This is a genomic window from Kitasatospora sp. NPDC092948, from assembly GCF_044754805.1.
Lineage (GTDB): Bacteria > Actinomycetota > Actinomycetes > Streptomycetales > Streptomycetaceae > Kitasatospora.
Genome location: NZ_JBIVPU010000001.1, coordinates 1,112,637 through 1,138,042 on the forward strand (window position 1 = coordinate 1,112,637; position 25,406 = coordinate 1,138,042).

Here is a 25,406-nt window from a genome sequence, read left to right on the forward strand (position 1 = left end):
CCGAAGGGGGCCCGGCGAACGATGCCGGGCCCCCCTTCGGCGCTGCCTTGCTCGGTGCCGCCCTGCTCGCCGCTGCCTTGCGCCCGGTGGTTCCTTGCCCGGCGCAAGGCAGCGCCGGAGGTGTCAGCGGATGCGGCGGGCGAACAGGCGGGCGGCCCAGGCGACCGCGAGGGCCGTCATCAGGGCGGTCAGCAGCAGGCCGCGCCAGACCTCGGGGGCGTCCAGGTGGCCGGCGAACAGGGCGCGCATGCCCTCGACGCCCCAGTAGCAGGGGTTCCAGGACGCGGCGGTGCGCAGCCAGGCCGGGGCGAGGGCGATCGGCAGCAGGGTGCCGGAGAGCAGCGCCAGTGGCTGCGCGATGGTGTTGACGACGGGGCCGAGCGCGGCGTCGGTGGGCACCAGCAGCGCGAGCCCGTAGGAGACCGAGGACGCCATCAGGGCCATCAGTGCGAGCAGGGCCATGGCGAGCAGCAGGTCGGTGAGGCCGACGGTCAGTCCGAACGGGATGGCCAGGACGGCGATCAGCAGGGACTGGACGAGCAGCGCGGTGGTCTCCCGCAGGGCGCGGCCGAGCAGCAGCGCGACCCGGCTGACGGGCGTGACCCTGGACCGTTCGATGATGCCGGCGTGGAGTTCGCCGAGCAGGGTGAAGCCGGTGAACAGGCCGCCCATCACGGCCAGGGCGGACAGCAGGCCGGGCACGTAGATTCGGTAGGCGTCGGCGGTGCTGTGCGCGCCGGACGCGGCCAGAGCGGAGGTCAGCAGCGGGGCGAACAGCAGCAGGTAGCACAGGGGTTGGAGCAGTCCGACGGCCAGCCACGCGGGTGAGCGGGCCATCAGGAGCAGTTGGCGCTGGTAGACCAGCCAGGTGTCGCGGGCGAGCTTCACGGGTTCCTCGGGGGCGTCGGCGTCGGGGAGGCGAAAGTGAACTGACGAACCGTCAGGTGTGCACCAGCGGGCGGCCGGTGAGGGCGAGGAACACGTCGTCCAGGCTGGGGCGCTGCAGTTGGACGTGGTCCGGCTCCAGGCCGGTGGCGGCCAGCGCGCGCAGCAGCTGTGGGATCGCGGTGGCCGCGGAGTCCACGTGCAGCCGCAGCCCGTCCTCCTCGGGCAGCGCCTCCAGGCGTCGCACGCAGGGGAGTTCGGCGAGGATGTGGGCGGCGCGGGCGGTGTCCTCGGCGCGGGGCAGGCCGATGGTGACGGCGTCGCCGGAGATCTCCTGCTTGAGCTGTTCGGGGGTGCCCTCGGTGACGATGCCGCCGTGGTCGACGATGCCGATCCGGTCGCACAGGGCGTCGGCCTCGTCCAGGTAGTGGGTGGTGATCAGCACCGTCATGCCCTGCTCGCGCAGCCGGCGGACCTCCGTCCAGACCTGGGCGCGGCTGCGCGGGTCGAGGCCGACGGTGGGCTCGTCCAGGAACAGCACCCTGGGGCGGTGGACGACGCCGAGAGCGAGGTCGAGGCGGCGGCGCTGGCCGCCGGAGTACGTCTTGCAGGGGCGGTCGCCGAACTCGGCGAGGTCGAAGGCCGTCAGGCCCTGCTCGGCGCGTTGCAGGGCCTCGGCCTTGCCGATGCCGTACATCCGGGCCTGCAGGACGAGTTCCTCGCGGGCGGTGGCGTGGTCGGTGGTGCCGCCGCCCTGGGCGACGTAGCCGATCCGGCGGCGGACCTCGCCGGGTTCGGCGCGCAGGTCGGCGCCGGCCACGGTGGCCTCGCCGCCGTCGGGCGGCAACAGGGTGGCGAGCATGCGCAGCGTGGTGGTCTTGCCGGCGCCGTTCGGGCCGAGGAGGCCGTAGATCTCGCCCTCCGCGACGTCGAGGTCGATGCCGCGCACCGCGTCGACGGTGGCGGCGCCGCGGCGGGGCCGGAAGGACTTGCGCAGCCCCTTGGTCACGATCAACCCGGACTCCTGTGCTGGTCGGTGAATGCGGATGCGATGGATGCGAGTGCGAGTGCGAGCGCGGATGCGGATGCGGATGCGCACGCGGTGGGACGGGTGTGGCGCAGGTGGTGGGGGCGGCAGCGCGCAGGTGGTGGCGCGGGTGGCGGTGCGGGCAGGCCGGGGGATGTCGGAGCAGACCCTAGGGCCCCACCCCGCCCGGCCACAATGGTCTGGACCAGGTGGTGGACCTGGTGCTCAGTGCGGTGCGCGGGCGAACCGCTCCAGCCGTTCAACCGCTGCCACCGCGCCGCCACCCGCCAGGAGTTGGCGTCCGAGCAGCTCGGCGGCGGTGCGGAACGAGGGGTCGTCGAGAACGGAGCGCAGCGCCGCGTGCAGCTGCTCGGGGCCGGCGGTGGCGAAGTCGACATGGACGGCCGCACCGAGGGCGGCCAGCCGTCCGGCCGTGACCGGCTGGTCGTGGCGGATCGGGGCGACCACCAACGGCCGCCCGTGGACGAGGGATTCGGCCACGGTGTTCATCCCGCCGTGGCACAGTACGGCGTCCACCGCCCCGCGCTCAAGCAGTTCCAGCACCGGAACGCGTTCACCGGCCACCGCGTCCGCCGGCAGCCCGGCCACCGCCGGGCCCGCCACCACGGCCTGGACGTCCGGGAGTTCGGCGAGCGCGCCGGCCGCCCGGCGCAGGAAGTCGTCCGCCACCTCGGCGGACAGGGTGCCCAGACTGACCAGCACCCGGCGACGGTCCGGATCCAACCTCTCCCAGGGGAAGGCGAGTTCGGTGCGGTCCGCGAGCAGGGGTCCGACCAGGGCGTACTCGGCGGGCACCCGGTCGAGCCCGGCCAGCTCCCGGCAGGTCGGGGCGATCACCAGGCCGGGGGAGAAGCGCGGGTCGGTGAACTCGTCGGCCGGCAGACCGGCCCGCTCCCACAAGCCGTGCAGCACCCCGTCCCGCCAGGACGTCAACTCGCCGTCGCCGCCCAGCGGATCGCCGATCTCCAGCGAGGACGGCGCGAACGTCGCCCACCGCACACCCGCGCCGTGGGCGGCCAGCGCGCCCGCCGGGCTGTGCTGGTCGACCAGCACCACGTCCGGCCGCCACTGCTCGACCGCCCGGCGTACCGCGCCCAGCGTGAACCTGGTGTGCGGCACCACGAAGCCGTCCCAGAGCGACCGTACCGCTGCCGCCCCGCCCACCGCCTGCTCCCGGAACAACCGGGCGCCGGTGGGGTGCACCAGGGCGTCCGGCCCGAGCACCGGACGCAACGCCGACTCCGGCCCCACCCAGGCGACTTGGTGTCCGCGCGCGGCCCAGGCCAGGGCCAGCGTCCGGGCCGGCAGCAGATGCCCGGCGAGCGGCGGCACCACGATCAGCAGGCGCAGCGAGGCCCCGGGGGGAGTGGATGCGGGCATGGGGGAGTCCTTTCGGGCGGGGAGTCGAGGAGGTCCAACGGCGCGGCAGGCGCCCGGGATCGGCGGGTCGCGCGGAGCGATCTGTGCACATCGTGTGCCAACGAGGGAGAACTGGTACAGACCACAAGGGGGAGTCGGGAAGGAAACGCCGGAGATCCCTTGTGCGGGCCGGTGAGGCGTGGGAATACTAGCCCGCGTGACCGCGCTGGAAGCAGTCGCCGTCCACCTTCCGACCGTCGCCGAACCGATCGAACTGGTCGGAGAACGCCTAGGCCTGACCGATCGTCAGATCAGGCTCTTCCGCCGTTTCCACGGCCTCGACCAGGTCAGGGTGGACCACGACGGAGACCTGACCGATCTGCTCACCGCCGCAGCGAAGGCCCTGGCCCCGCTGTCCGGCAACGAACACCGCGTGAAGTACGTGCTGCACGCGCGCAGCCTGCCGATCGCGGCACCCTATCCGCACAACCCGCTGCACGACGCGCTCGGCCGTCTGGGGCTGACGCACGCCCGTGCCTTCACCATCACCCACCACGCCTGCGCCGGCTCGCTGTTGGCGCTCGACGTGGCCGGTCGGCTGCTGGCGGCAGACCCCGACCCCGAGGCGCTGGCGTTGATCCTGGCGGGCGAGAAGACCTTCACCCGGGACGCCCGCATCGTTCCGGACACCGCCCTCTTCGGCGAAGGGGCGGCGGCCGCTCTGGTACGGGCCGAAGGCGAACGCGACCGCGTGCTGTCCTACGCGGTCGACCAGCACGGCGAGTTCGACGGGCGACTCGCCGACGACCCGGAGCTGCTGGCGCGCTACCAGCGCAGCTACCCGGAGTTGATGGTCGCGGTGATGGAAGCCGCGCTGAACGAAGCCGGCGAGAGCTGGGAGTCGATTCGGCTGCTGCTCCCGCACAGCGTCAACCGGATCTCCTGGCAACGGATCTGCCGCCAGATCGGGTACCCGCCCGACCGGGTGGTGCTGGACAACGTCCCGGCGGTGGGGCACAGCTTCGCCGCCGACATCCTGCTCAACCATCACACCGCCACCGGCCGCGGCCTGCTCCGCCACGGCGACCGCTACCTGGTCGCCGCGTCCGGACTCGGCGCGACCTTCGCCGCCATGGTGCTCCAGCACTGAGGCACACGCCGACCCGGGGGGCGCCCGCCGCCCCCGGACCGGCGCGTCCAGGCGAAGGAGCCGCGCCACCCGCCGCCGCGTGAGCGCCGCCGCACCCGGCCCGCACCACCCGGGCCCCGCCGACAGGGAATCGCCATGACCGACCCCGCCACCGATTCGTCCGCCGTCGATCCGTCCGTCGTTGATTTGTCCGTCGCCGATCCGTCCGCCATCGATCCGTCCGCCCTTGGGGAGGAACCGGGCAGCGGCGACGTCGACCCCGAACTGCGCGGCCGCGCACTCGACGGCATCCTGCTGCTGCTACCCCGCGTCCTCAAGCGCGAGCTGCCCGAAGTCACCGAGAACGCCTGCCTGTTCGACGAAGTCGGCCTCACTTCGGCCGCCACCCTGGAACTCATCCTGGAGCTGGAGGACCACCTCGACGTGCAGATCGACGTCGAGGGCATCGACCAGGACGACCTCCGATCGGTCGGCACCCTGGCCGGCTTCGTCGCCGGACACGTCATCGCCGAGGACTGAGCGTGCGCGTCCGCGGACCGCTGCCCGCCACCACCCTGCCGCGCACCGCCTCCCCGCTGCGCCTGACCACCGCCCGCACCGTCGACCTGACCGGCGACTCCCCGCTCGCCGCCGACCCCGACCTGCGCACCTTCACCGCCGACCTGGCCCGCCCCTACGGTGTGGCCCTCGACGAGGACGCGCTGGCCGGGGCCCGCGGCCAGTCCTACGCCGTGCTCGGAGAACTCGCCGTGCGCGGGCTGGTGGACGCGACCCGGCCGGTCGACCTGCTGGTGCTGGTGTACGCCACGCCCGACGTCCGCCCCGGGCAGTCGGTGGCGACCCAGCTCGCCGGCGTGTGCCCCGGCGATCCGCTGGCCTTCGCCGTCTGCGACGAAGGAGTCGGCGGCACGTTCAGCGCGCTCGGCATCACCGACGCCTACGCCCGCACCGGCGGCGCGCGGCGGGCCCTGCTGATCGTCGCCGAACAGGCCGACCTGCACCACCGGCCGCACCGCCCGGCCCGGCTGCCCGAGCGGCACTCGGCCGCTGCGCTGCTCTGGGAGGCCGACGGGGGAGGCCGCCCGCTCCAGCTGCTGGCGAGCAGCAGCGGGGTGAAGGGCGACCAAGTGGGGGAGGAATTGGCGCGGTTGGCAGCAGGCCTGCCGGTGCGGACGCTGCTGCTGCTCGGCCCAGGACTGGCCGCCGTCCCTGCGCCCCCGGGTGTCGAGGTCCGGCGCGCCCGGCCGGGCAGCCCGTACACCGGGGGCTGGGCCGCGCTCGGCGACGCGCTCGCCGACCTGCGGCTCGCCGGGCGGGCGCTCGCGCTCGCCGACCGGGAACCCGAGACCGGCAGGCTCGACCTGGCCTGCTGGGCACCCGAGACGTCAGAGGCTCCAGAGGCGTTCGAGGTGCCCACGGAGTCTGGGGAGCTCGAGGACTGCGAGGTATTCGAGGAGCCCACGGAGCCTGATGAGGAGCCGGAGGAGATCGAGGAGTCAGAGGCGTTCGAGGAGCCGGAGGAGCCGGTCGGATGAGCGAGATCTGGCTGATCGACACCGACATCAACGCCCAACAGGCGGCCCTGCTAATGGAGTTCATCGATCCGGAGGAGATCGACCGGGCCGCCCGCATTCCCGGCGGCGCGCGCCGCAACCGCTATCTGGCTGCACACGCCGCCGCCCGCCGGCTGACTGCCGCTGCTGCGGGCGCCCCGCCGGAGCGCATCCGCTGGCGGCGCGGCCCGCACGGTCGACCCGAACCCGTCGGCCTGGCAGGTGAGCTGAGCGTCAACCTGAGTACCTCCGGACCGTGGGCGCTGTTTGCCGTCCAGCACCGCGCCGGCGGGGACGGCGAAATCGGCGTGGACCTGGAACCCGTCCCCACCGACCACGCCGCAGCCCGACTCGCCCGGCGCTACTACCCGCCCTCCGAAACCGGTGGCGGCGCAGCCGAGTTCACCAGCAGGTGGACCCGCAAGGAGGCGTACACCAAGGCGTACGGCGGCCGTCTCGCCGACGGGCTGCGCACCCACGTCGGACCGGTCGGCGCCCCCGGCGGCCATGGCGGGTCGTTCCGGGTCGACGGGCCGCTCGGTCCCTGCACCGTCCACGACCTGCCCGCGCCGCCCGGCTTCCGGGCCGCCGTCGCCCGTACCGGCGTCCGGCCGCTCCGGCCGACGCTGCTGACCCACCCGGCGGACTGGAACGACGAGTTCGACGCCAACCGCACTTCCGCCATCTGTCGGCCCGACCGCGAAAGCAGACCATGACCCGCCACCCCGACGACGCCACCCCGCTGCCGACCGCCGCGCCCGGCGTCCAACTCCAGCCCGCCGCCTACGAGAAGCTGCACGAAGCGCTGCGCGGGGCGATCGCCCGACTGGCCGTCGACGAGCCGTTCGAGCGGCTGGTCGTGCCGCCCGTGATCTCCCGCGCCACCATCGAACGGGCCGGCTACGTGGCCTCCTTCCCGCACCTGCTCGGCACCGTGCACAGCTACACCGGCAGCGCCGCCGACTGGCGTCAACTCGCCCCGATGGTCGCGGAGTCCGGACCCTGGCACGCCCAGCAGACGGTGTCCGACCTGGTCCTGCTGCCCGCCGCCTGCTACCCCGTGTACGCCACCCTCACCGGCCAGGACCTCGACCGCCCCGCCCGGTTCAGCGTCGAAGCGCAGTGCTTCCGGCAGGAAGCCACCGCCGAACCCGGCCGGCTGCGCACCTTCCGGATGGCCGAACTCGTCACCGCCGGCACGCCCGCGCACTGCCTGGACTGGCGTGAGCACTGGCTGCAGCGGGTCGCCGACTGGCTGGAGACGCTCGGCCTCAAGCCGTCGATCGACCTGGCCGACGACCCGTTCTTCGGCGGCGGCCGACGCCTCTACCAAGCCGCCCAGCGCGCCCAGGAGTTGAAGTTCGAACTGCGCGTCCCGGTGGCCGAAGGGCTGGTGCAGGCGATCGCCTCCGCCAACATCCACAAGGACCACTTCGGCGAGGCCTTCGCCTTCACCGCCGACGGCGCGCCCGGCCACACCGCCTGCACCGCCTTCGGTCTCGACCGGATCGCTCTGGCCCTGCTGCACGCCCACGGCCCCCGCCCCACCGACTGGCCCGAGGACATCAGAACCGCCCTGAACGGAGATTGACGCACGTGTCCCAACAGCAAGACGTCGTGGTGCAATTCGCAGTCGACACCCCCGAGGCCGAGGGCCCGCTCACCCTCGGCCAGGACAACATGATCCGCTGCCTGCGCCACGACGAACCCTCGCACATGAACAAGCAGGCCACCTGGACCATCCCCGCCACCGCCGACCTTCCGCGCTCGCTCGCCGCTCTGCGCACCCTCGCCGAACGCCACGCCGCCCTGCGCACCGTCTTCCCCGGCCCCGCCGACCGCCAACCCGAGCGCCAACGCGTCCGCAGCGCCGGAGAGTTCACCGTCCGGATGATCGAACTCGAGGACGGCGAGGACCCGGCCGAGTGCGCCGAACGCTACTGCTGGGACGGCCGCCGCCAGGCCTTCGAGCTGGCCGCGGACTTTCCGCTCAGGTTCGGCCTGATCACCCGCCACGGAATTCCCGTGCTGCTCGCCGTGGTCATCTGTCACGCCCAACTCGACGGCGTGGCCACCGGATTGCTGTTTCAGGAGTGGCTGACCCTGGCCGCCGGCGGCACCCTCTCCGCGCCCACCGCTCCGACCCCGATCGAGGTCGCCGAACAGGAGCAGTCCAGCTCCGGGCAGCGCCGCACCCGCGCCGCGCTCCGGCACTGGGAACACATCCTCGCCGACCAGCCCTCCGCCGTGTTCGCCGACGACCGGATCGGCCCCAACGACACCCAGCTGCCCACCCTCGGCGTCCGCTCCACCGCCGGCGCCGCCGCTCTTGCCCGGGCCGCCCAGCGCACCGGAGCCTCCAACTCGGCTGTCCTGCTGGCCTGTTACGCCGCGCTGGCCGCGCACCGGGCCGCCCGCACCACCGTGGTGATGGCCGCACTCTCCGCCAACCGCCACCGCCCCGGCCTCGCCGACCACATCGGCACCCTCGCCCAGGACGCCCTGCTCGCCGTCGACACCGACTGTCCCGACCTCGACACCCTGATCGGCCGCACCCAGGCCCAGGCGCTGTCCGGCTACTGGCACGCCACCTTCGACGCCGAACGCATCTGGCAACTCATCGAGGACGTCGCGCACCGCCGCGGCGCCCGATTCGCCCGCCACGTCGTCGTCAACGACCTCAGCGCCACCGTCCCCGACGCCGTCGCCGCCACCAGGCCCGACCCGCCCACCGACCCCGACCTCGCCTGGTACCCCGCCGAACCCACCCCCACCCGGCTGATGCTCAACATCTGGCGCACCGCCGGCTGCCTCGAATTCACCCTGCACACCCACCCCGACGTCCTCGACCGCGAGGAGACCGAACTCTTCGCGCACGCCCTGCTCCGCCTGCTCGACCTCGCCGGCCGGCGCACCGTCCGCCTCGGCCCGGACGGCGAGCTCGCCGCCCTCACCGGCCTCCCCGTCGGCCGCCGCGACAAGGCGAACTGGCAGCAGATCGGCACCAACTGGATCGACCTGGACGCCGTCGCCGACCTGCTGCGCGCCGCGCTCGGCGCACGGGACGTCGAAGTTCGGTGGGAGGGAGGAGAGTTGACGGCCGAAGTCGACACCGGCGGGAGGACGATCACCCCCGAGCAGGCGCATGCCGCAGTGATGGCCGCGCTGCCCGGGCACGACACCGCGATGGCACCGCACCGCTACGTGCTCAGCTGCCACAGCGACAGCGACAGCAGCAGCGGGAGTGGCGGGAGTGGCGGGAGCGGAAGCGGACGGGACTGACGGCGCTCGGCGGCACCCGGGTGGAGCAGTCTCCCCGCCACCCGGGCGCGTCGCACCCGGACGGCGCGGCACCCCCCGCGAGGATGGGACGCACCACCCGTCGAGACCTACCCTCAGCCGGAGCGCACCATGGAACTCTTCCCGCCCCTGCCCCTGGAGTCCTGGCGGGACACCAAGGAGACCCTGCACCGATTCGCCCAGGTCATCGGCAAGATCCGGCTGGCCGGCAGCCCCCGCCGCAACCACTGGTGGAACGTGCCCTTCCACCTCACCGGACGCGGCATCACCACCCGCCCGACCGGCCCCACCCGCGGCGGCGACGCCTTCACCATCGACTTCGACTTCACCGACCACCGGCTGTACATCCGCACCCTCGACGGCGCCGAGGACTCCTTCCCGCTGACCGGCCGCTCCGTCGGCGACTTCTACCGCGACACCCTGCGGGCCCTCATCCACCTCGACATCGACATCGTGCCCGAGCACCCCCACCCGTTCGACCTGCCCGACTCGCACCGCCCGTTCGCCGACGACAACGAGCACCGCAGCTACGACCCGGCCGCCGTCACCACCTACTGGCACATCCTCAGCCAGGTCGGCCTGTTGCTGGAGCAGTACTCCGCCGGCTACTCCGGCAAGACCAGTCCTGTGCACCACTTCTGGCACACCTTCGACATCGCCGTCACCCGCTTCTCCGACCGGGAGATCGACCAGCCGGCCGCCGACCCCGTCACCCGCGAGGCCTACTCCCGCGAAGTCATCAGCGCCGGCTTCTGGTTCGGCGACGACAAGGTTCCCGAGCCCGCGTTCTACAGCTACACCGCCCCCGAACCCGCCGACCTCGCCGGCCGTCCCCTGCACCCGGCCGCTGCCTCCTGGACCGCGGGCGGGGGCAGCCACCTCGCCCTCCTGAAGTACCAGGACGTCCGGACCGCCGACGACCCGTGGGGGACCGCGCTCGAATTCCTCGAGTCGGCCTACCGCGCGGGTGCCGACCTGGCCGGCTGGGGACGCCGACGCGAATGCCCGGGCGGCGTCACCGACTCGGTCCTGCGGAAGCCGCCGCCGCTCTAGCCCTGCCGGAAGAACAGCAGGGCGCCGACCCGCAACGGCCCGCGTTCGCCGGAGTCGAGGGCCCGCAGAACGGCACCGTCGGGCGGACGGGCGGACGGGCGGACGGGCAGATGGGCGGGCGGACGGGCGGTCGAGCGGAATCGGATCGTCGATGCCGGGCGCCGACGAATGCCGGACCGTCGTTTCCGGGGCCTCTGCCGGGTACTCAGTAGAAGTGCCGCAGCCGGGGCCAGAGTTGCGACCACGGTTCGACCGGGCCGGCGCACAGCAACACCGGCGCGTGCTGCTCCTCGTTGGCCAGACCGTGCCCGTTGTCGACCCGGGCGACCTCGTGGCAGCCGGTGAAGGCCCGCTCGACCTCCGGATACGGCGCAGGACGGATCAGCAGCACCGGGCCGGTGGCGGAGTCCGGCGGCGGACCCCAGTCCGCGAACGACATGTGACCCGAGTACGGCGCAGGCAGACCGTACGCGCCGCCGTAGCGGGCCAGCGCCCCCGCCTCGCCGTAGTCGACGGCGAACACCACGGCGCGGTCCCGCTGTTCGGCCGGGACCGACGCCCACCCCTCGCCCGCCGCGCGAACCAGCTCCGGCCAGCCCACCTGCTCCGCCGACTCCTTGTACACCCAGGCCACCACCGGGAGTTGACGCGCGGGCAGCACCGGCAGCGTGATCACCGTGTTCAGTGCCGCCGCCAACAGCAACACCCCCACCAGACGCGCCCGGCTGCGCCGCACCGGCCACATTCTGTCCACCGTCGACTGGCACCCGGCCGCGAGCACCAGCAGCAGCGGCGGCAGCGCGTAGTACGGCTTGCCGCCGAGCACCAGCACCAGCGCACACAGCCCCAGGTAGCCGAACACCAGCGGCCGCGCCCAGCGCAGCTCGGGCTCCCGCCACAACCGGCGCAGCCCGCCCAGCCATACCGGCACCAGGACCGGTGACAGGTACAGCAGTTGCATCGGTACGAAGGTCAGCCGGTTGGCCAGGCCGTCCTTGCCGCTGATGCCCGACGCCACCGTCAACTGCGGCCAGCCGTGCCGGGCCTGCCAGTACAGGTTCGGCACGGCCACCAGCACCGCCAGCAGTGCGCCCACCGGAAGCCAACGGCCCTGCAACACCCGGCGGTCGCCCGTGAACCAGATGGCCGGCAGCAGCGCGGCCGCCCACAGCAGCACCAGGTCCTTGTTCAGCAGCGCGACGCCCACCGCCGCGCCGATCGCCACCCACCAGCGACGGTCACCGGTGCGCAGCAGCCGCAGCACCAGCACGCCGATGCCCGACCAGGCGAACAGGTCGAAGCCGGCGGTGGACAGCATGTGGCCCAGCGCCAGCACCATCGCCGACACCGCCGCACCCGCCGCCGCCAGCACCTGGCCGCCCCGGCGCGCCCCCAACTCCCGTGCGGCGAGAGCGATCAGGACGATCGTCGCGGCGCACATCAGCACCGCGACCACCCGCAGCCCCGCCGGACTCTCGCCGAACAGCGAGGTGGACAGTCGCGCCAACAGCGGTGTCAGTGGCGGCTGATCGTCATAGCCCCACGCCAAGTGGTGTCCGGCGGCCAGGAAGTAGAGCTCGTCACGGTGAAATCCGTACCGTCCGAGCAGCGCCGACTGGAGCATCACGACGCCCGCCACGACGGCGAGCACCGGCCCCCACGCGAACCGCGAAAGCGCGGCGGGCACGCCGAAGCCGGCGGCCCCATTCCCCCGAATGTCCATGCGGGGAGTGTGCCAGACGCAGCGGGACGCGCCACCGCGTGGACCCGGAAAACCTTCGGCAGGAAACGGCAGTTGAGGGACGGCGGACGACTGTTCGGCGGCGGCCGCCCAGTAGGCTCGGGCGCTGTGAACGGTACCCCGCACCCCAGCGACCTGCCCATCTCCGCCGGCGCAGGCACCGGCACCGGCGCAGACGCAGGCACCGGCGACGCGGAGTCGGCCGCGGTCGTGGGGCCGGGCGTCGTGGGGACGACCGCGGGGCAGGGCAGGCTTGCGGCGGGCCTCGGCGGGTCGGCCGCGGACCTGGCCGCGCTCGCCGGGCTGGCCACCGAGACGCGGCGGCCCGAGCACGCGGACATCGACCTGCTGCCGACCCTGGAGATCGCCCGGCTGATGAACGCCGAGGACCGCACCGTCCCCGGCGCCGTCGCCGCCGAACTCCCCGCGATCGCCGCTGCCGTCGACGCGATCGCCGAACGGATGGGCCGCGGCGGCCGGTTGATCCACGCCGGCGCCGGAACCGCGGGCCGACTCGGCGTCCTCGACGCCGCCGAATGCCCGCCCACCTTCAACACCGCGCCCGGCGAGATCGTCGCCCTGATCGCCGGCGGCCCCGCCGCGTTCACCGCCGCCGTCGAGAACGCCGAGGACAACCGCAGCGCCGCCGTCGCCGACCTCGACGCCCTGCACCTCACCCCCGCCGACACCGTGGTCGGCATCTCCGCGTCCGGCCGAACCCCCTACGCCGTCGCCGCCGTCGAACACGCCCGCGCCCTCGGCGCACTCACCGTGGGCCTGTCCGGCAACCGCAACTCCGCACTGGCCGCCGCCGCCGACCACGGCATCGAGATCGTCACCGGCCCCGAACTGCTCACCGGCTCCACCCGGTTGAAGGCCGGCACCGCCCAGAAGCTGGTCCTCAACATGATCTCGACGATCACCATGATCCGGCTCGGCAAGACCTACGGAAACCTGATGGTCGACCTCCGCGCCACCAACGAGAAACTCCGCGACCGCAGCCGCCGCATCGTCGCCCTCGCCACCGACGCCGAACCCGCCGACGTCGCCGCTGCCCTCGACGCCACCGACGGCAAGGTCAAGGACGCCATCCTGCTGCTGCTCGCCGACGTGGACGCCGCCACCGCGGCCACCCTGCTCGGCCGACACGACGGACGCCTCCGCGACGCGGTACGGGAAGCCCTGAAGAACTGAAGAGGCCGACCAACCGGGCGGCTCCGCCTCAGAGTTGCTGCTCGGCCCAGATGGTCTTGCCGCGCGGGGTGTGCCGGGTTCCCCAGTTCCGGCACAGCTGCGCCACCAGCAGCAGGCCCCGGCCGCCCTCGTCGAAGGTGCGCGCCCGACGCAGGTGCGGGGCCGTGCTGCTGCCGTCCGACACCTCGCAGATCAGCGTCCCTCGGTCGCGGATCAACCGCAGGCCGATCGGCGGCAGCCCGTAGCGGACCGCGTTGGTGACCAGCTCGCTGACCACCAACTCGGTGACGAAACCGGCCTCTTCGAGCCCCCACCCGGCGAGCGTCGCCGCCGTCAGCTTGCGGGCCCGTGCCACCTCCGCCGGGTCGCGCCGCAACTCCCAGCCGGCCACGTCCTGTTCGTGCAGCGCCCGGGTACGGGCCAGTAGCAGCGCCACATCATCGCTGGGCGCGTCCGAGCCCAGCGTCACGGACAGCACCCGGTCGCACAGCTCCTCCAGCGAATCCGCGGGCTCGGCCAGCGCCGAAGCCAGCCCGTCCAGGCCCAGCGCCGGATCGCCGCGCAACTCCGAGGCCCGCAGCAGGCCGTCCGTGTACAGCGCCAGCACGCTGCCCTCCGGGATCGCCAACTCGGTGGCCTCGAAAGGCAGTCCACCCAGGCCGAGCGGCGGGCCCGCAGGCAGTGCCGGGAACGTCACCGCGCCGTCCGGGCCGACCAGCACCGGGCCCGGGTGGCCGGCCCGGGCCATCGTGCACGTCCGCCCCACCGGGTCGTACACCGCGTACAGGCAAGTCGCCCCCACGCTGCCGCCCGCCCAGGCCGCGCCGCCGTCCGGCAGCTCGTCCAGATCCACCCGCAGCACCAAGTCGTCCAGGTGGGTGAGGAGTTCGTCCGGCGGAATGTCGATGTCCGCCAGCGTCCGCACCGCTATCCGCAGCCGGCCCATCGCCGCCGCCGCAGGCACCCCGTGCCCCACCACGTCGCCCACCACCAGCGCCACCCGGGCGCCGGACAGCGCGATCACGTCGAACCAGTCGCCGCCCACCCCGTCCCGGCCATTCACCGGCAGATAGCGGAACGCCACCTCCACCGCCGCCTGCCGGGGCGTCCGGGCCGGCAGCAGCGAACGCTGCAACGCCAGCGCGGTGTCCCGCTGCTGGGTGAACTGGCGGGCGTTGTCCACGGACAGCGCCGCCCGCGCCGCCAACTCCGTGGCCAGCACCAGATCGTCGTCGTCGAACGGCTCCGGCGAACGGTGCCGCAGGAAGATCGCCACGCCCAGCGTCACCCCGCGGGCCGTCAACGGCACCAGCAGCAACGAATGGATCCCGAACTCCGCCGCCGACTCGCGCCGCCGCGGCTCCCGTTCGATCCAACTGCGCAGCTTCGGATCCCGGACATCCGTCCGCACCGGTCGACCCGAAGCCAGCACCTGCGCCATCGGCGACTCGGGCAGGATCACGTCACGCGACCCCACCTCCACCGCCGCCTCCGGACAACCCGGCAGCACCGACTGCTGCGCCACCCGGTTGAACACCAGGCCCGCATTGGACGGCGGAGCGCCGCCGAACACCGGTTCCAGCAGGTCGACACCGACGAAGTCCGCGAAGTCCTCCGTTCCGACATCCGCCAACTCCTGGGCGGTGCGCTGGACTTCGAGGGTCGAACCGATCCGCAGGCCGGCCGCGCCGAGCATGGCCAGCCGGCGCCGGGCCAGATCCTCCGGATGGGTCGTCCGGTCGGGCACCTCGGTGATCACCGGCGGCGGGTCGGCTCCCAGCGGCTGCAACGGCTGCGCGGACACCACCCAGGTCGGCTCGGCGCCCTCCGTCCGCACCGGGACCATCGCCAACTCCACCGCCACCGGATCGCGCTCCGCGCGGTTCAGCCGAACCATGCCGGTGAACGGCTCGCCCCGAACCACCGCGCGCAGCACGGCGATCGGCGGGTCACCGGCCAGCAGGGCGAACGCGGAACGGCCCAGCACCCGGTCCGGCGAGAACCCCGACATGCGCTCGGCCGCCGCCGACCATCCCGTGATCGAGCCGGCGCCGTCCACCGTCACAGTGGCCGCACGGCCCGGTACCCGTGTCGCCATGTCCGCACATTCCCCTTCGGAGCAGCAACCCCCAGGCCATGCCTTCAGCATCGCTCCGCGACGCAGACGCCTCAAACCGCCACGCCGAGCAGCGCCATCCGGCGGCGGATTAGGTCATATGTTCGAGTGGTGTGGGGGTGGACGGCACTGTGCGGGGGAGGGGGCGGTGGCGCGGTCGTCGTGAGGGCGGGTGGCCGGGTGTGCGGGCCGGATCGGGTCGGGTGCCCGGTGGTGGGGGCGGGCGTGCGGCGGTGGTCGATTCGGTGGCTGGACTGGGCTGGGCTGGACTGGGCCGGGGTGGAGTGGAACCGGGGCGTGGCGGCGGACGGTTCGGTGGCCGGGGCGGGGTGGGGTTGCCGGGTCGGGGCAGTCGGGCCCGGTGCGCGGTGGGTGCACGATGGGTGCACGGGGAGGGTGCTCGGCGGATCCGGCGGGTGTGAGGACCCGGTACGCTGCCGCGCATGAACGGCGGTGGCGGGAGCGAACGGGAGGCCGACGTACTGGCCGCGCTCGCCGAGCTGGACCGGATCGAACGCGCCCGGGCCGACCGGATCGGGGTGCTCGACACCCGGCGCACGCTGCGCGCCGTCGCGGAGCGGGCCCGCGCCGAGTACGGGTTCGAACTCGGCCTCGGCGGGCTGGTGGAAGGCCGGGACCTGGTGCTGCGGGCCTGGTCGGGGACGCTCCACAGCACCCTGCACGACCTGCGGATCCCGCTCGGGCTCGGCCTCGGCGGCCGGGTGGTGGCCGTTGGCAGCGCGGTCGTGGTCCCCGACTACTACCGCTCCAGCCGGATCACCCACGACTTCGACCAGCAGGTCGGCAGCGAAGCCGTCACCGGCATGGTCGGCCTCCCGATCGGCACCGGCCCCGCCCGGGGCGTTCTCTACGGAGCCATCCGCAGCAGCGGACAGATCGGCGACAGCGCCATCGACGGCCTGACCCGACTCGCCCACCTCGCCACCCTCGCCGTCGATGTCGCCGACGGAGCCGCCACCCTCGCCGACACCGCTGTCACCGGTGAACGCCGCCGGATCGCCGCCGAACTGCACGACGGCGTCGGCGCCATGCTGTTCGGGATCGGCAGCTCCGTCCGCGACCTGCGCGCCGACACCGCCCACCACCCCGAACTCGCCGACCGCCTGCGCCGCCTCGAACGCGAACTCGGCGACGCCGCCGCCACGTTGCGCGCCGCCGTCGCCCGCCTGCACCGCGACCGACCCGGCCCCGCGGACACCGGTCGCAGCGACGGCGACCGCAGCGGCGACCGACTCGCCGCCGACCTCGCCGCGACACTCCGCAGCTTCGAACAACGCACTGGCACGCCCGCCACCTTCGTCCCCATCGGCCCCGTTCCCTGCCTGGACCCCGAACGTGCCGACCTGCTGCGCCGCACCGTCGCAGAGGGTCTGCTGAACGTCGAGAAACACGCCCGGGCCGACTCGGTCGCCGTCACCCTCACCCACGACCGGCACCGCCTCGACGTGGCTGTCATCGACGACGGACCGGGCCCCGAACCCAACGGGAAACCGCTTTCCGTCCCGTTCGGGAAACCGCTTTCCGGGCCGTTCGGGAAAGCGCTTGCCGCATCCCGCCGGGAACCGTCCTCCGCAAGCCACGGGAAACCGCTTTCCGGACCGAGCGGGAAACCGCTTTCCGCACCCCGTGCCGACCGTACCGCCAGCCGTACCACAGGACGCGTTGCCGACCGCTCCGCCGACCGCCCCGCCGACCGTCGCACCGACCACCCGGCGGGTGCTTCGGCCACCGGCGCCGGCCTGCCCGGTCTGCGCGCCCGGTACGAACGCCTCGGCGGCAGCCTCCACCTGCACAGCGACGAGGACGGCACCACGTTGCGCGGTGAACTCCCGCTCCCCGGGCGTCCGGACTCGTCGACCCTGCTGCCGCACTGACCGGCCGGACCAACCTGACCGTCCTGACGGCCGGCGACGCCACGGGCCCGCCGGCGTCAGAGCAACTGCTCCTGCTGCGCCCGGCGGATCGCCTCCACCCGGTTGCGGGCGCCGAGCTTCTGCATTGCCGTCTGGAGATAGGTCTTGACGGTGTTCCGGGTCAGTCCGAGCTCCTCCGCGATCTCCGGGTTGGTGCGGCCCGTCGCGGCCGATCGGATCACCTCGTACTCGCGGCGGCTGAGCGAAAGCCGGAACAGCCGGGCCTGCAACTGGGCCGGCGCCGACCCGTTCAACCGAGGGTCGAGCACCCGCTGTCCCGCCGCGGCGAGCCGTAGCTGGGCGACCAGATCGGTGTCCGTGACGTCCTTCAGCAGACAGCCGTGCGCACCGGCCGCGAGAGCGGCGGAAAGCGCATTCCGATCCTCGAACGCGGTGAACAGCACCACCCGGGCATCCGGCGCAGCCGCTCGCAGCAGCGGTACCGTCCGGGAGCCCGGCAGGTCCGGCAGCCGCAGATCCAGCAGCACCACGTCCGGACGCAGCGTCGCCGCCAGTGCCACGCCCTCGCGCGCCGTCCGGGCCGAGCCGACCACGGACACGTCCTCGGCCCGCCGAATCAGCGCGGACACGCCGTCGCACACCACTGGATGGTCGTCGACCACCAGGACCCGTACGGTACGACCAGTGGAGCCATCCGCCATTCGAGCGAACTCTCCTCTCCAGGTGGGGGGACCGCAGGCCTGCGGCCAGCGGAAATATTGGGTGCGACGGTAACTGAACGCAGAGGGGTCAGGCCATGGGCTCAGCCGAGAACGTCGATAACAATGAGCAACTGTCGTCCCGGCCGGGCGACGGCCCAGCCTCCAGCACGGAACCCGGCACGGACTCCGGCGCGGATCCCGGGACGGACTTCGGGCCGGTGACGCAGCTGGACCGCGCCGCGTCGGTGGCCAACTTCCGCGCCGCCCGCGAGGTGCTGTGGCAGCACGCCACCGACTACGACACCGCGTACCGCACCTTCCAATGGCCGGAGTTGGGCGAGTTCAACTGGGCCCTGGACCACTTCGACCCGATGGCGCGCGGCAACGACCGCCCCGCGCTGTGGGTGGTCGAGGCCGACGGCAGCGAGCGCGTCCACACCTTCGACCAGCTCGCCCGCCGCTCCGACCAGGTCGCCAACCACCTGCGCGAACTCGGCCTCGGGCGCGGCGACCGCGTCCTGGTGATGCTCGGCAACGTCAGCGAACTGTGGGAGGTGATGCTCGGCGCAATCAAGCTCGGCGTGGTGCTGATCCCCGCGACCCTGCTGCTGTCCGCGGAGGACCTCGCCGACCGCCTGGAACGCGGCGAGGTGCGTGCCGTGATCGCCGCCGCCGAGGTCGCCGACCGCTTCGCCGGCCTCCCCGGCGCCCCGCTGCGCATCGCCGTCGGCGCGACCGGCGACAGCGGTGAAGTCCCGGAGGGCTGGCACGACTACGGCCAGGTCGACGCCGCCGCCGAGGAGTTCACCCCGGAGGGTGTCACGCTCGCCGACGACCCGCTGCTGCTGTACTTCACCTCCGGGACCACCTCCAAGCCGAAGCTGGTCGAGCACACCCACGCCTCGTACCCGGTCGGCCACCTGTCCACCATGTACTGGATCGGGCTGCGCCCCGGCGACGTGCACCTCAACATCTCCTCGCCGGGCTGGGCCAAGCACGCCTGGAGCAATCTGTTCGCGCCGTGGAACGCCGAGGCCACCGTCCTGGTCTTCAACTACGGCCGGTTCGACGCCGAGCAGCTGCTGGACGTGATCGCCCGCTGTCGGGTCACCACCATGTGCGCCCCGCCGACCGTCTGGCGGATGCTGATCCAGGCCGACCTGGGCTCGCACCGCACCGAACTGCGCGAACTCGTCGGCGCCGGCGAACCGTTGAACCCCGAGGTGATCGAACAGGTCCGCGCCGCCTGGGGTTTGACCATCCGGGACGGCTTCGGCCAGACCGAGACCACCTGCCAGATCGGCAACAGCCCCGGCCAGCCCGTCAAGCCCGGCTCGATGGGACGGCCGCTCCCCGGCTACCGCGTCGCCCTCCTCGACGTGGACGGAAAGCCCGGCGACGAGGGTGAGTTGAGCCTCGACCTGGCCCACCGCCCGCTCGGCCTGATGCGCGGCTACCGCGGCGACCCCGAGCGCACCGCCGACGCCATGCGCGACGGCTACTACCGCACCGGCGACGTCGCCGCACAGGACGCCGACGGCTGGATCACCTACGTCGGCCGCGCCGACGACGTGTTCAAGGCCAGCGACTACCGGATCTCCCCGTTCGAGCTGGAGAGCGTCCTGATCGAACACCCCGCCGTCGCCGAAGCCGCCGTCGTCCCCTCTCCCGACCCGCTGCGCCTGGCCGTCCCCAAGGCGTACGTGGTGCTGGTCGACGGCCGCACTCCCAGTGCCGAACTCGCCCGCGACATCCTCAAGTTCACCCGGGAGAAGCTCAGCGCCTACAAGCGGATCCGCCGCCTCGAGTTCGCCGACCTGCCGAAGACCATCTCCGGCAAGATCCGCCGCGTGGAACTGCGCACCCACGAGGCGGAGCGCGTCGGGGACCGCAACCCCAACGAGTACCTGGACAGCGACTTCCCGGAACTCCGCCAGGGCTGACGCTTCGCCGGCCCCAACGGCGCCGGACATTGGTGCCGTGGTGCCGTGGTGCCGTGGTGCCGTGGTGCCGTGGTGCCGTGGTGCCGTGGTGCCGTGATGTCGTGAGGCCGTGGGGCGGGCAGCACGGCGCGAGCATGCACGTCGACAGAGGGTCGACAAAGAGTGGAGCGCCCGGCCGTAGTCAGGCCGAGCGCTCCACCGTTATGCCGTCACCTTCAGCTGCGGCTTGCCCGCATCCGGGCCCAGGCCGCGAATTCGTCTGCGACCGGGTAGTCGGTCTCCACCTGACCGAGGAGCTCTTCAAGCTCCTCCGGCGAGGCGTCATCGACTCGCAGGAGAGTCCTGGCCCAGCCGATCGGGCGGTCCCGGTGGAAGTCGAAGGACGGGTCCAGGAACTCGGCCAGCAACTCCTCGCGGTCCAGCAGTCGCTTCATGGTCGGAATGGTCTCTTCCCCGAGAATCGAGGCCAGCGCCACGCCCGACGCGTCCGGATCCACCGGCCCGCCGTACGTCCAACTGGGATCGAGCGGACCAAAATCCCTGGCATACGCCGCAGGGGGCTTGACCGCCCAGCGGATCAGCGCGGACGAGGAGGTCGGGTTCTGTTGGCGGGCCCGCTCCCAGTTCCTGCGCTGCGACCAACCCCAGGCGGACGACGGCACGATCGAGGCGCGAACGGAGAAAACCTCCGACTCGCGATCGAGCCGCATGTCAACGAATTCGACAAGAGCGCAGTCGCCCCTGCTCGAAGTCAACCTGAAGGCCGGCCCGTCGCCGACCATCCCTGACTCTTCGGCAACCTTGCCCACATGCTTTTTGATCCACCTTGAAAGGCTAATCATTGGAACTTTCCATTCTTTTGGCTAGGCGGCCAGGTCGAACATTTCCTTCGCGAATTGGGTGACCACGGCGGTGCCGCCGGCAACCGTCCCCACCGCGATGTCCTCCGGGGCTGTGACCACGATTCCGGCAATCACCAGAACGCCGCCGGGAATCAGCAAGTACGACATGTCGACACCATCGGTCGCCATCGGCGTTGTGCCGAGGCCGGGCTGATGCGCGGTCTTAGGATACTTGCCCGGGGCCGGGCCGGGGAGCGCGGTGGGAACGCGAGTCGTCTGCGACTGCTGCGCGGACCCGCCGGAGGGGTTGTTCTTGGGAATCCGCTTGTCGTTGGGCTTCCCGTAGATTATCGCCCCTTCGGCCGGGCCGGCCACCACATTCCCGTCCGGAACGCTGTACGGACCGCCGATCGCCCAGCCGAGAACAGCCTTCTTACCATCCTGGCGGAGTTTGTCGACATACCACTGGGCCTCGGGGACGGCCTTGTCGGCAACTCCTACAGACTTGACCTCCCAGACCCAGTAGACATCACTTTCGGGGTCATATCCGACAATGTCGGCCTCGCCGTTCCTCCCGCACGGGTTCTGCAGGTCGGGCATGCACTCCTTGTGGGCGTCGTGGATCGGAACGTTCTCCTCCACCTTGAAATTTTTGGCACCCATTTTCTTCGCCTGCTGAAGAATCTCTCCGGCCGCCACCTTCTGTGCATTGTTGTGCGCGGTCGTTCGATCCATCGGGTGCGTGTTGGTGGCGGCGGCCGCCAGCGCTTCGACGATCTCTTCGAGATCAAAGGCGAGCTGTTCGGCCTTCTTGAACAGATCGCCGATGGAGCGCCCGGTGGGGTCGCTGAGGGTGAGGGGGTTGTTGTCGCCGTAGGTGTAGCCGGCCAGGGACTGGGGGTCGGTGGCGGTCAGCAGGGGGTCGACGCTGATGAAGCGTCCGGTGGTGGGGTCGTAGTCGCGGGCTCCGAGGTGGGTGAGGCCGGTGGGTTCGGTGGTACCGCCGACGAAGCCGCGGGTGCCGGCCCAGGTGGTGGGGGCGGTGCCGCGGGTGGCGCCGAACGGGAGCGAGCGGCGCTGGTTCAGCGCGCCGGTGGTGGCGTCGATGCCGACCATGGCGGTGCTGTGGTGGTCGGTGGTCTGGAAGGTGACCTTGTTGTCGTCGGTGCGGACCGCAGTGGATCCGCTGAGGGAGTAGTAGCGGGTGGCGGTGGCCTTGGCCGCGCCCTTGACCAGCTTGAGCTCGGTGGCGCCGAGGTAGAGCGTCCAGCTCTCGGCGGCCGGGGCCGCGGTGTCGAGGGTGTGGCCGATCAGGCGGTTGCCGCCGGCGTCGTAGAGGTAGTCGGTGGTGGTGGTGCCCGTGGTGGAGCCCGCGCTCTTGGCGACGGCGACGTCCTGGGCGAGCTTGCCCTCGTTGTTCCAGGTCAGCGTCTGGTCGCTGGTCTGGTTCGCGGCGGGCTTGAGGCTGCGGCCGGTGGTGTTGCCCGCGCTGTCGTAGCCGTAGGTCTCGACGACCGGGGTGCCGACGCCGCCGGTGGTGGTGCTGGTGGAGACGAGGCTGTGCGGCCGGGCCTCGGTGGCGGCGGGGTAGGTGTAGGTGGTGGTGGCGTCCTGTCCGGTGTTGCCGCCGGTGTCGTGGCGGGTCTCGGTGGCCCGGGTGCCGTTGGTGTTGTAGGTCCAGCTGGTCCAGTAGGGGGCGGGGCCGCCGAGCTGGGTGCCGTTCGGCGCCGTGCAGCTGCCGGTGTTGGGCGTGTAGGCCTCGGTCAGGCGGGCCAGGTAGTCGTAGCCGAAGCACTGGCGGTCGGTGCCGGCCGCGGAGGTTTCGGTGACGGAGGTGACGTTGCCGGTCTGGTCGTAGGTGTAGGCGGCGGCCCGGGCCGGGGTGGCGATGCCGTACTGGTCGGTGCGGCTGGAGGCCAGGCGCTGGGTGCCCCACTCGTAGGAGTTGGTGACGTAGACCTGCTTGTTGGCAGTGCCGTTGGAGAGCGTGGTCTGCAGCGGCTTGCCGGTGAGGCTGTAGGTCTGCCCGGTCTGGTAGGTGCTCGTGCCGCCGACGGCGGTGAGCCGGTGCAGGCCGTCGTAGGTGTAGGTGACGCTCTCGCCGCCGAGGTTGCCGGCGGCCGGGTAGGCGAAGGACCCGATCTGGCCGTCGAGTCGGTAGATGGTGCCCGCGACGTAGGTGCCGGCAAGGGCCTCCTGGCCGGGGACGGACGGAATGGTGGTGGTGGTGCGGGTCGGGCGGGCGAGGGTGTCGAAGAACGTGTACGCGGTCTTGTACTCGTACGTCGTGCCGTTCACCGTGCTGTAGCGCGAACTGCTGGACAGCTGGCCCTTGTTGTTGGCCGGGTCCCAGGCCTGGGAGGTCAGCAGCGGACCGGTCGCCGAACCGTCACGGGTCTCCACCAGCCGCGACATGTTGTCGTACACCGAGGCGATGGTCTTGCCGCGCCCGTCGGTGCTGCTGGTCAACTCGTTGCGGTCGCTGTACGTCTTGACGGTGGTCCCGCTGTCGGGATCGACGGCCTTGACCAGTCGGCCGCGCTGGTCGTAGGTCCAGGTCCAGACGGTGCCGGCCGGGTCGGTCAGCTTGGTGAGGTTGCCGGCCGGGTCGTACCCGTAGGCGGTGCTGTCGTAGGCGCCGGTGGGCGTCGCGGACTTGTACTGGCGCAGCTCGGTGGTGTGTCCGGCCGCGTCGGTGACGGTGGTGGTGGGGGTGCCGCCGGTGGGCGGGGTGACGGTGATCCGGTCGCCGTTGTACTCGGTGAGCGTGGTGGTCAGCGGGGTGCCGACGCCGTTGCCCGCCAGCACGGTGGACTTGACGACCCGTCCGAGGCCGTCGAACTCCTGCTTGGTCTGGGTCTCGACACCGGTGGTGTCGTCGACGCTGCGCAGGGTGCCCGAGGGGGCGCCGGCGGCGTAGTAGGAGGCGTAGGACTTGGCGGCCTGGCCGCGCTCGTCGTAGAAGGTGTCGGTCAGGATCCGGCCGCCGTCGGGACCCGGTGCCTGGGTCTGGCGGACGCGGGAGAAGCCGTCGTAGAGGGCGTAGGCGGTCTGCTGGGAGCTGTCTTCGTTGAGTGTCTTGGTCGTGACGACGGTGATCTGGCCGTCGACGACGGTGTAGGTGTACTCCTTGTCGGGGGTCAGGCCGTTGGCCTTGGAGCGGTCGGGCTGCCAGACCTTCAGGGTGCGGCCGAGTGCGTCGTAGGTGACGTCGGTGCGGCGGTTGTTGGCGTCGATGGTGTCAGCCGGCCGGCCGCGCAGCAGGTCGTAGTCGGTGGTCGTGGTCTGGGCGGTGGCCGCGTTGCCGACCGTGGCGGGCGGCGTGGTGATCGTGGACTTGGTCGGGCGGCCGGTGGCCGGGGTGTACTCGGTGCTGGTGGGCTGGGGGTTGGGCAGGGCGGTCGTGACGGGGTTGCCCGCGCCCGTGGTGTCGAACACGGTGGACGAGGCCAGCAGCGTGGTGACCAGGTCCCGGCCGTACACGTCGTAGGTGGCCGAGGTGTCGAGGTAGGTGGCGCTGGTGCCGGTGACCGACTTCAACGCGTGGGTGAGGGTGATGTCGCCCTTGACGGGTGCGGCGCCGTAGGCCTGGCCGTCGAAGTGGTAGCGGGCGTCGGACAGGACGGCGGAGGTGCCGTCGGCCTTGGTGGTGCGGTCGACGTTCGCCGAGCAGTTCGCGGCGACGATCTCCTTGCGGATCACGCCGGTGAGGATCCAGGCGCCGGTGTTGTCGGCGTACGTGGTGCGGGTGCACTTGTCGTCGGTGGCATCCGCGACGTTGCCGAGGTTCTCCACCGTGACCGGGCGGCCGTAGCCGTCGTAGGTGGTGTTGGTGCGGATCTCGCGCCAGCTGTTCCCCGCGCCCTTGTCGAGCGAGGTGAAGGTGCGGCTGGTGGCGGTGCCGATGAGGTTGGCGGTGGTGGTGCCCCAGTCGCGGACGCGCTCGGCGGTCTGCTTCTTCCACGGGGTGGTGACGGTCTTTCCGAGAACCACGCCGCCAGGCTTGTCGTACTGCTCGACGCGGAATTCGACGCCGGCCCAGGCGTTGTCGTCGGTCAGGACGGTGCCCTGGCCGTCGTTGACGGTGACGGTGCGCTTGCCGTTCTTGTCGGACGGGTTGTTGCGGTCGCCGTCCATGCCGCGCAGGAACCAGTGGTCGGCCTGGGTGGACATGGCGGCGTTGCCGCCGGTCTGCACCCGCACCTGCGCGTAGCCGCGCCACTGGGACCAGGTCTTGAGCTTCTCCTTGGTCAGGCCGTCCTCGTCGTCGAAGTGCCAGGCGGCGTCGCCGAGGTAGCTGTAGCGGGTCACCATGTCCGGCGCGCCGCCGGTGCGGTCGGTGCCGATGACCGACTCGACGACGTACTTGTTGAACCACTCGGTGGTGACCGGGGTCTCGTCGGAGGCCTGGTACATCTGCGGGAAGCAGCGGGTGGTGTTCGACTGCGGGGTGGGCAGGCTCGCCCAGTCGCAGGCCGCGGCCGAGTAGTTGACGTCGATCTGCCCGCCGATGTCGTCGGTGATCGTGCCGAGGCGCTGCTTGATGAAGGGGGCGCGGCCGTCGCCGGTCTTGTCGAGGCGGTTGGCCATCTGCTTGTAGGCGAGTTTGGTCGCGGGGAGCGTGAC

18 protein-coding genes are annotated in these 25,406 nt (G+C 72.2%); 10 read left to right on the plus strand and 8 right to left on the minus strand.

Annotated elements, in window-relative coordinates; genetic code table 11:
- Positions 1-123 precede the first annotated feature (123 nt).
- From ACIQF6_RS04565 to ACIQF6_RS04575, 3 genes are all read right to left on the minus strand, one after another.
- Complete coding sequence (locus ACIQF6_RS04565) at positions 124-888, minus strand: ABC transporter permease (RefSeq protein WP_400890013.1); 765 nt, start codon at positions 886-888, stop codon at positions 124-126.
- Positions 889-940: 52 nt separating this feature from the next.
- Positions 941-1,894 carry an ATP-binding cassette domain-containing protein gene (locus ACIQF6_RS04570; RefSeq protein WP_400890127.1) on the minus strand — a complete coding sequence of 318 codons (954 nt, stop codon included), beginning with the start codon at positions 1,892-1,894 and terminating at the stop codon, positions 941-943.
- Positions 1,895-2,137: 243 nt separating this feature from the next.
- Complete coding sequence (locus tag ACIQF6_RS04575; protein WP_400890015.1) at positions 2,138-3,313, minus strand: glycosyltransferase; 1,176 nt, start codon at positions 3,311-3,313, stop codon at positions 2,138-2,140.
- A gap of 196 nt (positions 3,314-3,509) precedes the next feature.
- Here ACIQF6_RS04575 and ACIQF6_RS04580 point away from each other — a divergent pair, with 196 nt between their 5' ends.
- The 7 genes from ACIQF6_RS04580 to ACIQF6_RS04610 all read left to right on the plus strand — a co-directional run bounded on the left by ACIQF6_RS04580 (position 3,510) and on the right by ACIQF6_RS04610 (position 10,348).
- Positions 3,510-4,442, plus strand: a complete 933-nt coding sequence (locus ACIQF6_RS04580; RefSeq protein WP_400890017.1) for a 3-oxoacyl-[acyl-carrier-protein] synthase III C-terminal domain-containing protein — start codon at positions 3,510-3,512, stop codon at positions 4,440-4,442.
- Positions 4,443-4,577: 135 nt separating this feature from the next.
- Positions 4,578-4,961, plus strand: a complete 384-nt coding sequence (locus tag ACIQF6_RS04585; RefSeq protein WP_400890019.1) for an acyl carrier protein — start codon at positions 4,578-4,580, stop codon at positions 4,959-4,961.
- Between the two features lie 2 nt (positions 4,962-4,963).
- Positions 4,964-5,977 (plus strand): hypothetical protein, encoded by a 1,014-nt coding sequence (locus tag ACIQF6_RS04590; RefSeq protein WP_400890021.1) that lies wholly within the window; start codon positions 4,964-4,966, stop codon positions 5,975-5,977.
- A complete protein-coding gene (locus ACIQF6_RS04595) occupies positions 5,974-6,711 on the plus strand; it encodes a 4'-phosphopantetheinyl transferase family protein (protein ID WP_400890023.1) in 738 nt (245 codons plus the stop codon). Before ACIQF6_RS04590 ends, ACIQF6_RS04595 begins: the two co-directional genes overlap by 4 nt.
- Positions 6,708-7,586 (plus strand): hypothetical protein, encoded by an 879-nt coding sequence (locus ACIQF6_RS04600; protein ID WP_400890026.1) that lies wholly within the window; start codon positions 6,708-6,710, stop codon positions 7,584-7,586. Before ACIQF6_RS04595 ends, ACIQF6_RS04600 begins: the two co-directional genes overlap by 4 nt.
- Before the next feature lie 26 nt (positions 7,587-7,612).
- Positions 7,613-9,277, plus strand: coding sequence for a condensation domain-containing protein (locus ACIQF6_RS04605; RefSeq protein ID WP_400890028.1), 1,665 nt, complete (start codon positions 7,613-7,615; stop codon positions 9,275-9,277).
- A 129-nt stretch (positions 9,278-9,406) separates the two neighbouring features.
- Entirely contained in the window at positions 9,407-10,348 is a 942-nt protein-coding gene (locus ACIQF6_RS04610) for a DUF5996 family protein (RefSeq protein ID WP_400890030.1), read from the plus strand.
- Positions 10,349-10,553: 205 nt separating this feature from the next.
- On the opposite strand, the gene ACIQF6_RS04615 is transcribed toward ACIQF6_RS04610, so the two are convergent.
- The gene (locus ACIQF6_RS04615; RefSeq protein WP_400890032.1) at positions 10,554-12,071 is read right to left on the minus strand and encodes an ArnT family glycosyltransferase; all 1,518 of its coding nucleotides are present in this window, start codon (positions 12,069-12,071) and stop codon (positions 10,554-10,556) included.
- A 303-nt stretch (positions 12,072-12,374) separates the two neighbouring features.
- Here ACIQF6_RS04615 and murQ point away from each other — a divergent pair, with 303 nt between their 5' ends.
- Positions 12,375-13,283 carry an N-acetylmuramic acid 6-phosphate etherase gene (gene murQ / locus ACIQF6_RS04620; protein WP_400890130.1) on the plus strand — a complete coding sequence of 303 codons (909 nt, stop codon included), beginning with the start codon at positions 12,375-12,377 and terminating at the stop codon, positions 13,281-13,283.
- Positions 13,284-13,311: 28 nt separating this feature from the next.
- On the opposite strand, the gene ACIQF6_RS04625 is transcribed toward murQ, so the two are convergent.
- The gene (locus ACIQF6_RS04625; RefSeq protein WP_400890034.1) at positions 13,312-15,381 is read right to left on the minus strand and encodes a SpoIIE family protein phosphatase; all 2,070 of its coding nucleotides are present in this window, start codon (positions 15,379-15,381) and stop codon (positions 13,312-13,314) included.
- A gap of 461 nt (positions 15,382-15,842) precedes the next feature.
- On the opposite strand from ACIQF6_RS04625, the gene ACIQF6_RS04630 reads away from it, so the two are divergent.
- Entirely contained in the window at positions 15,843-17,294 is a 1,452-nt protein-coding gene (locus ACIQF6_RS04630) for a sensor histidine kinase (protein ID WP_400890036.1), read from the plus strand.
- A gap of 56 nt (positions 17,295-17,350) precedes the next feature.
- Here the strand turns inward: ACIQF6_RS04630 and ACIQF6_RS04635 are convergent, their stop codons facing one another.
- Positions 17,351-17,995 carry a response regulator gene (locus ACIQF6_RS04635; RefSeq protein ID WP_400890038.1) on the minus strand — a complete coding sequence of 215 codons (645 nt, stop codon included), beginning with the start codon at positions 17,993-17,995 and terminating at the stop codon, positions 17,351-17,353.
- 218 nt (positions 17,996-18,213) lie between these two features.
- On the opposite strand from ACIQF6_RS04635, the gene ACIQF6_RS04640 reads away from it, so the two are divergent.
- Positions 18,214-19,938 carry an AMP-binding protein gene (locus ACIQF6_RS04640; RefSeq protein WP_400890040.1) on the plus strand — a complete coding sequence of 575 codons (1,725 nt, stop codon included), beginning with the start codon at positions 18,214-18,216 and terminating at the stop codon, positions 19,936-19,938.
- 215 nt (positions 19,939-20,153) lie between these two features.
- On the opposite strand, the gene ACIQF6_RS04645 is transcribed toward ACIQF6_RS04640, so the two are convergent.
- Both ACIQF6_RS04645 and ACIQF6_RS04650 read right to left on the minus strand, forming a co-directional pair.
- On the minus strand, positions 20,154-20,747 hold the full coding sequence (locus ACIQF6_RS04645) for a hypothetical protein (protein ID WP_400890042.1): 594 nt from the start codon (positions 20,745-20,747) through the stop codon (positions 20,154-20,156).
- 54 nt (positions 20,748-20,801) lie between these two features.
- On the minus strand, positions 20,802-25,406 hold a 4,605-nt coding region (locus tag ACIQF6_RS04650; RefSeq protein ID WP_400890044.1), incomplete at its 5' end, for an RHS repeat-associated core domain-containing protein.

Excerpts from the sequence above, each read along its gene's own strand:
- ACIQF6_RS04575 (WP_400890015.1), bottom strand. The coding sequence starts at position 3,313 with ATGCCCGCATCCACTCCCCCCGGGGCCTCGCTGCGCCTGCTGATCGTG.
- ACIQF6_RS04585 (WP_400890019.1), top strand. The coding sequence starts at position 4,578 with ATGACCGACCCCGCCACCGATTCGTCCGCCGTCGATCCGTCCGTCGTT.
- ACIQF6_RS04595 (WP_400890023.1), top strand. The coding sequence starts at position 5,974 with ATGAGCGAGATCTGGCTGATCGACACCGACATCAACGCCCAACAGGCG.
- ACIQF6_RS04600 (WP_400890026.1), top strand. The coding sequence starts at position 6,708 with ATGACCCGCCACCCCGACGACGCCACCCCGCTGCCGACCGCCGCGCCC.
- ACIQF6_RS04610 (WP_400890030.1), top strand. The coding sequence starts at position 9,407 with ATGGAACTCTTCCCGCCCCTGCCCCTGGAGTCCTGGCGGGACACCAAG.
- ACIQF6_RS04615 (WP_400890032.1), bottom strand. The coding sequence starts at position 12,071 with ATGGACATTCGGGGGAATGGGGCCGCCGGCTTCGGCGTGCCCGCCGCG.
- ACIQF6_RS04625 (WP_400890034.1), bottom strand. The coding sequence starts at position 15,381 with ATGGCGACACGGGTACCGGGCCGTGCGGCCACTGTGACGGTGGACGGC.
- ACIQF6_RS04630 (WP_400890036.1), top strand. The coding sequence starts at position 15,843 with ATGAACGGCGGTGGCGGGAGCGAACGGGAGGCCGACGTACTGGCCGCG.
- ACIQF6_RS04635 (WP_400890038.1), bottom strand. The coding sequence starts at position 17,995 with ATGGCGGATGGCTCCACTGGTCGTACCGTACGGGTCCTGGTGGTCGAC.